This window comes from uncultured Flavobacterium sp. (assembly GCF_937967675.1).
Lineage (GTDB): Bacteria > Bacteroidota > Bacteroidia > Flavobacteriales > Flavobacteriaceae > Flavobacterium.
In genome coordinates this window covers 1-2812 of record NZ_CALBSN010000181.1, presented here as the reverse complement: position 1 = coordinate 2812, position 2812 = coordinate 1, and the positions used below count along the sequence as shown (strand labels likewise).

General features: G+C 32.9%; 4 protein-coding genes. 3 read left to right on the top strand and 1 reads right to left on the bottom strand.

The genetic code is table 11. From position 1 onward, the window contains the following. Position 1 precedes the first annotated feature (1 nt). A complete protein-coding gene (gene rlmB / locus Q0075_RS11840) occupies positions 2 to 736 on the top strand; it encodes a 23S rRNA (guanosine(2251)-2'-O)-methyltransferase RlmB (protein ID WP_297869689.1) in 735 nt (244 codons plus the stop codon). 28 nt (positions 737 to 764) lie between these two features. Next, a complete protein-coding gene (locus tag Q0075_RS11835) occupies positions 765 to 1265 on the top strand; it encodes a hypothetical protein (protein ID WP_297869688.1) in 501 nt (166 codons plus the stop codon). Here Q0075_RS11835 and Q0075_RS11830 read toward each other — a convergent pair whose 3' ends face one another. Continuing rightward, the gene (locus tag Q0075_RS11830) at positions 1266 to 2018 is read right to left on the bottom strand and encodes a rhomboid family intramembrane serine protease (RefSeq protein ID WP_297869687.1); all 753 of its coding nucleotides are present in this window, start codon (positions 2016 to 2018) and stop codon (positions 1266 to 1268) included. It lies immediately after the preceding gene. Between the two features lie 72 nt (positions 2019 to 2090). Between Q0075_RS11830 and Q0075_RS11825 the strand changes: the two genes are divergently transcribed. Then, positions 2091 to 2812: AAA family ATPase (locus Q0075_RS11825; RefSeq protein WP_297869686.1), on the top strand; the 722-nt coding region annotated here is incomplete at its 3' end.

Genomic DNA, 2812 nt, shown 5'->3' with positions numbered 1-2812 from the left:
CATGGAAAAAGACAACCAAATATTCGGGATTAGAGCAATAATTGAAGCAATTAACGCTAAAAAGGAAATTGATAAAGTATTCGTTCAAAAAGAGGCACAAGGCGACTTGATGCAAGATTTGATGAAAACGATGAAAAGAAACAACATCAACTTTTCCTACGTTCCTGTTGAAAAACTAAACCGATTGACTCCAAACAATCACCAAGGTGCGGTGGCAACTATTGCTCCTATTTCTTTTGTTGCATTAGAAACTATGGTGGAAAGTGTTATTGAAAGTGGTAAAAAACCTTTATTCCTAATTTTAGATCAATTATCTGATGCGCGTAACTTTGGCGCTATCATTAGAACTGCTGAATGTACGGGTGTTGATGGAATCATTATCCAAAAACAAGGTTCGGCTCCTGTAAATGGTGACACGGTTAAAACTTCGGCTGGAGCTGTTTTTAATGTACCTATTTGCAAAGTAGATCATATTAAAGATGCTATATTCTATTTACAAGGAAGCGGAATCAAAACCGTTGCTGCCACTGAGAAAACAGAGCAACACATTTATGACATCAACTTCAACGAAGGTGTTGCGATTATTATGGGTAGCGAAGACAGAGGTGTTAATCCTTCAGTATTGAAAATTGTAGATGAAAAAGCGAAATTACCTATGTTTGGAACTATTGAATCGTTAAATGTTTCCGTGGCTTGCGGTGCTTTTTTGTATGAGGCGGTGAGACAGAGAATGTAGAAATTTTAGATTATTAATCTTCCTCCCAATGAAAAATTTTATTTTACTTATAATTACTTTTATTTCAATTCCTATTATTGGTCAAGATTTAAAAACTATAAAAACTTCAGATTATGAAATTTCATATCCAAGTAATTTTAGATATGATGATTCTAAAACAAGAGACACTGAATTTATTATTTACACTGAAAAAGAGGATGAAAAAGATACATTTATTGAAAACATCAATCTACTAACACAAAATTTAAAGGGATATAAAATTGACTTAAATCAGTATGTAATAATTACTGAAAACCAAATAAAAGAAAACGGAAAGCTTATTGAATCTAAAAGAACAAGAGTAAACAATTCAGAATTACATTCATTAAGTTATACAGCAAATTTAACAGGTAGAAATCTAAAATTCTATCAATATTTAATAATTCAGAATGAGAAGGCATACATTCTAACTTATTCGGCTGAAATTGATAAATTTGATGTTTTCTTCCCAGAAATAATTAAAATTTTCAATTCTTTTTCCATAAAGTAATTATTTCTTCCCTCCCAAAAACTCATAAACCACTTTCATAGAAGAAGTAAAATATTCTTTAATCAATTCTTCTGGTTTTGGTGGTGGATTAAAATTTCCTTTTTCGTCGAAGTTTTTCATAAACGGGTCGAGTTCAGGATTGAAATCGGGTTTTTCCCATTCGTAGAAAATAGGTTTTGAAAATTGGGGTGTTTTTAAAATTAATGCTAGAGCTAATCCCACAAAAAATCCAGCCAAATGTCCTTCCCAAGAAATACCTTCTTTTACATTAGGAAACATATACCAAACACTTCCACCGTATAAAATTACGATGGTGAATGATAAAGCTACTAATCGGTAATATTTGGTAAAAACACCTTTGAAGAAAATAAAACTTACCAAAGCATAAATTAATCCACTGGCGCCAATGTGATAACTTGGTCTTCCCAATAACCAAGTTCCCAATCCTGAAAAGAGAATTCCTAAAAACAACACCACGAACGATTGCTCTTTATAGAAATATCTTAATATTGGCAACAACACTAATAAAGCAACGGAATTGTTTGCCAAATGTTCAACATCGCCATGCAAAAACGGACTAAATAAAATTCCTTTTAATCCATACACTTCTCTTGGATAGATTCCAAAATGTGACAAATTATTTTGAAATTGCAATTCGTACCAAAAAACCAACCATAAAGTCAATACAAAAATCAGCGGCAATAAAATGACCGCTTTTGTAAACTGAAAAGGATTATCGTGTTGTTTTTCCATATTAATTTACGTTCAAAGATAAAGCCAAAAATATTTCTATGCACATTTGTCATAAAATTGTAATTTTACGTCATGAATCAACCATTAGCCGAACGCATTCGTCCACAACAATTATCGGATTATATCAGCCAATTGCATTTAGTTGGACCTGAAGGTTCATTAACGCAACAAATTGCCAAAGGATTAATTCCGAGTTTGATTTTATGGGGACCACCAGGAACTGGAAAAACAACCTTAGCGCAAATCATGGCGCAAGAAAGTAAACGTCCATTTTACCAACTGAGTGCGATACATTCAGGCGTTAAAGACATTCGTGAAGTCATTGAAAAAGCGAAACAAAGCAGTGGTTTATTCACCGCTAAAAATCCAATTTTATTTATTGATGAGATTCATCGTTTTAGTAAATCGCAACAAGATTCATTATTAGCAGCGGTTGAAAAAGGTTGGGTAACTTTGATTGGCGCAACAACTGAAAACCCGAGCTTTGAGGTTATTCCCGCTTTATTGTCAAGATGTCAGGTATATGTGTTGAATGCATTTACCAAAGACGATTTGGAAGCTTTATTGCATCGTGCGATGAAAACGGATGTAGAACTTCAAAAGAAAGACATTCAATTAAAAGAAACCGAAGCATTGTTAAGACTTTCAGGTGGCGATGGACGAAAATTATTAAATATTTTCGAATTAGTCATTAATGCTACTGAAAGCGACACAATTGAAATTACAAATGAAAAAGTAATGCAATTGGTGCAAAAAAACACGGTATTGTATGACAAAACAGGCGAACAACATTA

What these genes read in the sequence shown, in the direction of transcription:
- rlmB (WP_297869689.1), top strand. Translation starts at nt 2, where the DNA reads ATGGAAAAAGACAACCAAATATTCGGGATTAGAGCAATAATTGAAGCA.
- Q0075_RS11835 (WP_297869688.1), top strand. Translation starts at nt 765, where the DNA reads ATGAAAAATTTTATTTTACTTATAATTACTTTTATTTCAATTCCTATT.
- Q0075_RS11830 (WP_297869687.1), bottom strand. Translation starts at nt 2,018, where the DNA reads ATGGAAAAACAACACGATAATCCTTTTCAGTTTACAAAAGCGGTCATT.